The following is a 6,663-nucleotide window of genomic DNA, read 5'->3' on the forward strand; positions in this document are numbered from 1 at the left end:
CCGGAAGAAAACGGCAAGCGCTCGCGCTACCAGGTGCATATAGAGTGCCTGAGTATGGATGATATGGAAAAGTTCATCACCAATCCCGGAGGGGCAGGAGAGGATGCGCCGGTGTATCTGACCTGGAAAGACGATGCCCCACTATCTGACAAGAGCGATACCGGAATAACAGCAGGCGGTCGAAAAACAAAGGCGCCGGGGATCCTGACGCTTGCAAATGTACCCGGAGTTGATGCTGAGGGGAATACGCTGACCAGTAACAAGGATGCGGCATACTATCAGATAAGACCAGAAGGTGGCTGGCTGGCCGCTGCCAGTGTTCAGAAAGTGTCGCAGTATGCGCTTGGTGAGCTCGGATTTGTCACACTGAATAAGGCTTCGGAAAGTTTTGACCTGATTGATGGGATCAAACAACCGAATAACGTGGTGAAGGGTATTCTGGAGCAGTTATATAAAGCAGCAGAAGAGGAAACCCGCACCACTCACGCGCTGAACAAATATAACTACCAGCGTCTGCTGGCGTTGATAGACAGTAACCAGGACGGGCATTACCAGGAGCAGGAGTATCTTCAGGCGGTACATAATATCTCTTACCGCGACCGCCTGTACCGTGTAATTGCAAAACACGCCAGTGAATGGTACTACGGCAAGGATGCCCCGCTCTGGAAGACATACCTCGATACGTTAACCAGGGATGCGCCATTGTGGAAGACGTATCTGGAAACGTTTCTGGATAAGATGACATGGATGAAAGCGGTGTCTGAAAAGGGCGTTGCGCTGGGGCCGGAGCCGTGGCATGTGCATCCGGTGGTGTTTTTAGATGCTGTATCAAACGATCAGAAATTGATTATATTTCCGCTTAAAGTCAAACCGAAGAATGATATTAATGGAGTCTGGAAAAATTATTACTGGGCTGCATCTTTAAGTGACAGCAATGCCTCTCAGGCCATATTTGGTCGAAATCGAAGCGGAGGGAGTCGTAAACATGCTGCTCGTGATTTGTATACCGATCCTTCGACAGAAATTGTTGCTGTTTGTGACGGAACAGTAAAAAGCATTACAGCTTATTATATGGGAACATCACAAATAACAATCGAGCATAAAACGAATGATAACAGACGTTTTTTTGCACGTTATGGAGAGGTTGATCCTAATAGTATTACTGTTAATGTAGGGGATAAAGTGAGTCAAGGTAGTATAATAGCTAAAACAGGTTTAATGATTTCTTCAGAAACAAACAGGCATCCCAGCATTATAGCGGGGCAGACTGTTTATATGCTACATTTTGAATACTATCCTGGAAATGAGTCTGAATCGCCTCCAAACAATACATTAGATCTCCCTTACAGAAGACGAAATGACTTACGTGATCCGTTGGAAATATTGCGCGAAGGTTACGAGAACACTTTCAGTGAAAATGTCAAAAATGGAAACCGGATTGATATAAACCAGTTACAGGTTTCAGATGAAGGAAAAGCGTTTATCAAAGGATGGGAGTCATTTAAGTCAAAACCTTATAATGATTCAGAGGGCTATTGCACCATTGGTTATGGTCACTTAATTGCAAGGCGCAAGTGTGAGGATATCGTTCTGTCAGACGAATTCAAAGACGGCATCACGCGTGCCCGCGCTGATGAACTTTTTGAAGAAAGACTGCCCACATATGTAAATGAACTTAAGAGTTCAGTAACGGTGAATCTCTATCAGTACGAGTTTGATGCGTTGGTAAGCCTTTTGTTCAATCTCGGTTCATTACGCAAAGCACCTTTACTCAAATCGAAACTTAATAGCGGAGATTATGCTGGTGCAGCGGACGAATTCCTCGATATTACCAATGACGGTACCACTGGCCTGGTGACACGCCGTAGGAAAGAGTGGGATTTATTCAATAATAATATTTATGATTCTTCTCATTGACAGAATGTAATACAAGGAATGCTATTGTGAATAAAAAACTATTATGGATTTACATCCTCTTTGTTTTATCATTTAGCGCTCGCATCCAGGTTAGTGAGGCAAAGGATGTATGGGTTTTTGATAAAGTCTCCAGTTGTACTGTCTTAGGAATGACGGATGCGGACAGGGTTCGCAATCTGACAACGCAGTTTCGACAGGTCGAGATCGTCACTGATTCAAACATTCTCACCATTCATAATTCCCTACTGGAAAAAGGGAAAATCTGCTCTATCGACTTCGTCAGAATAAATAAAACATTGCTTTCTTATTTTTACTCTAAAGATACGGTGGCAATGTATAAGGCACTATTTTCACAGGAAGGAATGCCTCTGACGGATGACATTATTGTCCTGACATCTCTTAGGCCTGGTGAAGAATGTCCCGAACCGTACAGTGAACTCATAGAGGCTAAGGGGAATTTGTTTTTCTCTGAACAAGACTATGTGGTGTTCATGAAGAAAAAAAAAGGGAATGTAACTTCGGGGAATAAAGATAAAATTGAATTTTGGCAATACTGTAAAGACGCTGCGGAAGGCGCGGCCTACGATGGAAGAAGTAAATATAGCTGTCAGTTTAGTCATAAATCTATAGCTGAAGTGTATTCCAATATTCGTGCGCTCAGTCATTATCAGCATGCGTTAAAGGAAAAGTTGCCGAGTAAAAATATTAAATACCCTGTTGATGGAGGATATATCATTTATCAATGGACTGATCGCAACAAGCTAGAGATAATAATTGAACAAAAAAATGAGTCTGTCCGCTATTTCGTTAAGTCTAAAAATAATAGTGCTGAAGTAGTAATCGAATCGGATACACAATATTAGTTGCCTTAGTCGTGTCACAAAAAACGCCTGGCATCTGGTTTTATTAATGAGATAAATTAATATCAATAAATACAGAGGCCATTCTCAGAGGAAGAGGGCGATGCATCTGGAAGCGTTTCTGGACAAGATGACATGGATGAAGGCGGTGTCTGAAAAGGGCATTATGCTGGGACCGGAGCCGTGGCATATGCATCCGATTGTTTTTCTTAAGGCTGTTGGTACTAGTGATGGTGTTACTTATACTCAGCTAAAAACTATTTTCCCACAAGCTTCTGATGATAATTCAATTACAGTCGTTGTTGAACTACAAGGGAGGTTGGAGGAGTTTAAGTTAGATACTCCAACGAGATTACGACATTTCTTCTCCCAAATTAAAGGGGAAGTTGGTCCTCAAATGAAAGGAAAAACGGAAGGGTTTCAATTTTCACCAGCAACTTTAAGGTCGTTTAGCCGATATTACCGAGAACATCCAACGGATGTCAGAAACTGATGGCTATCAGAAAAATTCTGCTGGAAGAATAATTCGTCGTGCGGATGAACAAGCTATAGGCCGTAAGCATTACTTAAGATTGAATGGGAATAGACAGAGCAACCCTGATGATGGCTATAATTTTAGAGGGCGAGGGCTAATTCAAGTTACTGGATATGAAAAATATAATGGGTTTATGGAGGGGTATCATGATCATTGGAATGATGAAGCACCTGACACTGTTTCGGAGCCTGAAAAAATAAATACAATGCCTTATGCTATTCGAAGCGTTTTATGGTTTTGGTTGCATTACGAGGTCTATTCATTAGATCAAGGCAACGGTTATAGTGATGTTGTTGCTGTTACAAAAAGAGTAAACGGTGGGGACATGGGATTGGCAGAGCGACAAGAAGCTTATTCATTATGCGAAACGGTATTTCAATGAGAAAATATAAGATGTTTTTAGAGGGGGTGCTTTGTTTTTTTTGTCGGCAGCCGCTTTGGCAGCTGAACAGAATGTGACTAAAATCATTACTTGCTCATTACCTGGAGAGGGAGGTAAAGAAGCTTCATTTTTCATTGATAATATTACAAAAGGAATTAATTATGGTTTTAAAAGGAATGGTAAAACAGAGTTAAAAGTTGTTTTTAACGAAGGGAATAAACTGAGACGCACCAAAGATAGCAAGATGGGTGTTACTTATTATGGATTCAAACGCGGTGAATACAGTTATGTCATTGATGTAATCGAAGGTTCTGAAAAATGAATACACAATGTCGTTTGATATCAAAAAAAATGGAAAGATTATTCAATCTAGTGATTGTTTACCGAACTCATTCAGAAGTGATAGTATCATAAATGATTATATAGTTGATATTCCTTACGTGAATGAGGAAAGGTTTAATTTCCCATAAGCTTATTTTTACAATCAACATGAATTTTATTTATTTAAGTTTTATCGAAGGGTTTTAAATTAATGTTTTGTGGTTCTTGTTTCTTGGGGTGAGATCGATAGCAGGCGGTCGAAAAACAAAGGCGCCGGGGATTCTTACGCTGGCAAAAGTCCCTGGCGTTGATGCAGAGGGGAACCCGCTAACCAGCAATAAGGATGCGGCCTGGTATCAGATCCGTCCTGAAGGTGGCTGGTTACCCGCCGACAGCGTTAAGAAAGTGTCGCAGTATGCGCTTGGTGAGCTCGGGTTTGTCACGCTGAATAAGGCTCCGGAGAGTTTTGACCTGATTGATGGGATAAAACAACCGAATAACGTGGTGAAGGGGATTCTGGAACAGTTGTATAAAGCGGCACAGGATGAAACGCGCACCACTCACGCGCTGAACAAGTATAACTATAAACGGCTGCTGGAATTGATAGACAGTAACCAGGACGGGTATTACCAGGAGCAGGAGTATCTTCAGGCGGTACATAATATCTCTTACCGCGACCGCCTGTACCGTGTAATTGCAAAACACGCCAGTGAATGGTACTACGGCAAGGATGCCCCGCTCTGGAAGACATACCTCGATACGTTAACCAGGGATGCGCCATTGTGGAAGACGTATCTGGAAACGTTTCTTGATAAGATGACGTGGATGAAGACGGTATCCGAAAAGGGCGTTGCGCTGGGGTCGGAGCCGTGGCATATGCATCCTATAGTATTTTTAAATTCTATAAAAAAAGGGAAATCCAAAATTACACGAGAGATGCTCAGGAGAATTTGGTCTGACCCAGGAAATGTTTCTGACTCTGTTCTTGATGTTGTTGCAGAAGAATTTTCGAATAAATTTGAAGTTTGTAATATTAATACTAAAAATAGACTGTATCACTTTTTTGCTCAAATATATCAAGAAGTAGGCCCCACTTTCAATTTGAATGAGGGGTTTAATTATAGGCCACAAGTACTTATAAATAAGTTTGCATATTATCGTAATCATCCTCAAGATGCTCAAACGGATGGATATATTCCGGGAAGACAAGTAGCAAATAAACAGAATATTGCGAACAGAGCATATGGTGGTCGAGAGGGGAATGATAATATTGCAAGTGGAGATGGATGGCGATATCGTGGAAGAGGAATGAAACAGTTAACATTTAAGAATAACTATAGATCTTTTACAAATTATCACGAAAGAGTTTGGGGAGAACGTGTTGATTTTGAATCCACCCCAGATCTCCTAGTTGAAACGGTTTATGCGGCAAGATCTGCTTTGTACTTTTGGGATCAGAATAATTTATTTAGTAGCGCTGCTAATGGCATTAGTAGAGCTGTATCAGACTCAATAACGCGAATTGTTAATCTCTATGATAATCACTATGAAGATAGACATAATAATTTAATAAGATTTCTACAAGAGGGTATTTTTGATGAAATATTCTAAAATATTGATGTTTTTATTTGTCTCTTTTGCAAGGCTATCATATGCAGCAGATTTCAAATTATCACCTTCTGACCCAGTTGAAGATGTCAAATATTTTTCATTGCAAGTAAAAAACGATAATGGAATTAAAAATATTGATGTGGGACTCGAAGGTAACTCCAGTAATGTTACGATAAAACAACACTATACTTTTTCCTGTCAATGGGGAGACGTTTCTGGAGTTAGATTAAGCATGGATTCACCTTCTATTGATGGAGTGTTATTATTTGATAACATATATGCGCTAGATAGCAAATTAAATATAGTTTTCGCAAAGTCATATAGTCGTATGAGTAAAAAATGGGTTGACCCTATCAGCTTAAATAGTGCTGTTTGTAATCGTTTAGGTGGTGGTTTAAAAAACGATTCGATAACTAAAAAAGACTACATTGTCGATTTTGAGTCTATACAGCAGGGACCTTTTATTTTAAAAGGAGTTAATAATGTTGCTATTAAATATGTAAGAGATAATTCTTTGAATCTTATTCGTGAGGATACAAGTGGTGAAGTCATTATCGATGCGATAAAGAATCATGATAATATGGCTCCTTCCGTGCGCACTGTCTTTTTTATGAAACTTAAGTCAGAAATGAATATCATTAGCCTGATAACGTGGGGGGGCGTCGACGAAGGTAATTATTATAAAATATATGGATATATATATGATAAAAATGGACGCATACATACTAATGAGATCTTGGATAAAGATTCTAATTTATCAGGATATAATGCAAAGAAAAATCCATTTAAATATAAGAACGCGAATTCTATAAAACAATATTTACTTAAAAGATATGATTCCTAACCGGTGTTCAGAAAGTTCCGTAACTACATAAAAATAAAGCTTTAAAAGTGGCAGGAGTCTAAAGTTATTACACCAGTGCGGAAGATTTTCATGTAGAGCGTATAGCCGGGAAACTGGATAAAGACACGCTTGTCACGCTGAGTGACGCTATTGTCACCCGCAGCAGAGACAGGCGTCAGTTTACTGAAGTGAC

7 protein-coding genes are annotated in these 6,663 nt (G+C 40.0%); all 7 read left to right on the forward strand.

Translation table 11 applies throughout. From position 1 onward, the window contains the following. On the forward strand, nucleotides 1–1,917 hold a 1,917-nt coding region (locus tag RRF55_RS26690), incomplete at its 5' end, for a glycoside hydrolase family protein (RefSeq protein WP_281157733.1). 26 nt (nucleotides 1,918–1,943) lie between these two features. After that, the gene (locus tag RRF55_RS26695; RefSeq protein ID WP_064153741.1) at nucleotides 1,944–2,780 is read left to right on the forward strand and encodes a hypothetical protein; all 837 of its coding nucleotides are present in this window, start codon (nucleotides 1,944–1,946) and stop codon (nucleotides 2,778–2,780) included. A 100-nt stretch (nucleotides 2,781–2,880) separates the two neighbouring features. Next, the gene (locus tag RRF55_RS26700; RefSeq protein ID WP_050582450.1) at nucleotides 2,881–3,270 is read left to right on the forward strand and encodes a hypothetical protein; all 390 of its coding nucleotides are present in this window, start codon (nucleotides 2,881–2,883) and stop codon (nucleotides 3,268–3,270) included. Then, nucleotides 3,257–3,694, forward strand: coding sequence for a hypothetical protein (locus tag RRF55_RS26705; RefSeq protein WP_130953387.1), 438 nt, complete (start codon nucleotides 3,257–3,259; stop codon nucleotides 3,692–3,694). The genes RRF55_RS26700 and RRF55_RS26705 overlap by 14 nt, the downstream gene beginning before the upstream one ends. Before the next feature lie 31 nt (nucleotides 3,695–3,725). Further along, nucleotides 3,726–4,016 carry a hypothetical protein gene (locus RRF55_RS26710; RefSeq protein ID WP_225314229.1) on the forward strand — a complete coding sequence of 97 codons (291 nt, stop codon included), beginning with the start codon at nucleotides 3,726–3,728 and terminating at the stop codon, nucleotides 4,014–4,016. A gap of 236 nt (nucleotides 4,017–4,252) precedes the next feature. After that, entirely contained in the window at nucleotides 4,253–5,626 is a 1,374-nt protein-coding gene (locus RRF55_RS26715; protein ID WP_225207907.1) for a glycoside hydrolase family 19 protein, read from the forward strand. Further along, the gene (locus tag RRF55_RS26720; protein WP_125336888.1) at nucleotides 5,613–6,470 is read left to right on the forward strand and encodes a hypothetical protein; all 858 of its coding nucleotides are present in this window, start codon (nucleotides 5,613–5,615) and stop codon (nucleotides 6,468–6,470) included. Before RRF55_RS26715 ends, RRF55_RS26720 begins: the two co-directional genes overlap by 14 nt. Nucleotides 6,471–6,663 lie beyond the last annotated feature (193 nt).

The organism is Klebsiella sp. K47 (assembly GCF_051858335.1).
Classification (GTDB): domain Bacteria; phylum Pseudomonadota; class Gammaproteobacteria; order Enterobacterales; family Enterobacteriaceae; genus Klebsiella; species Klebsiella pneumoniae.

Excerpts from the sequence above, each read along its gene's own strand:
- RRF55_RS26700 (WP_050582450.1), top strand. The coding sequence starts at position 2,881 with ATGCATCTGGAAGCGTTTCTGGACAAGATGACATGGATGAAGGCGGTG.
- RRF55_RS26720 (WP_125336888.1), top strand. The coding sequence starts at position 5,613 with ATGAAATATTCTAAAATATTGATGTTTTTATTTGTCTCTTTTGCAAGG.
- RRF55_RS26705 (WP_130953387.1), top strand. The coding sequence starts at position 3,257 with ATGTCAGAAACTGATGGCTATCAGAAAAATTCTGCTGGAAGAATAATT.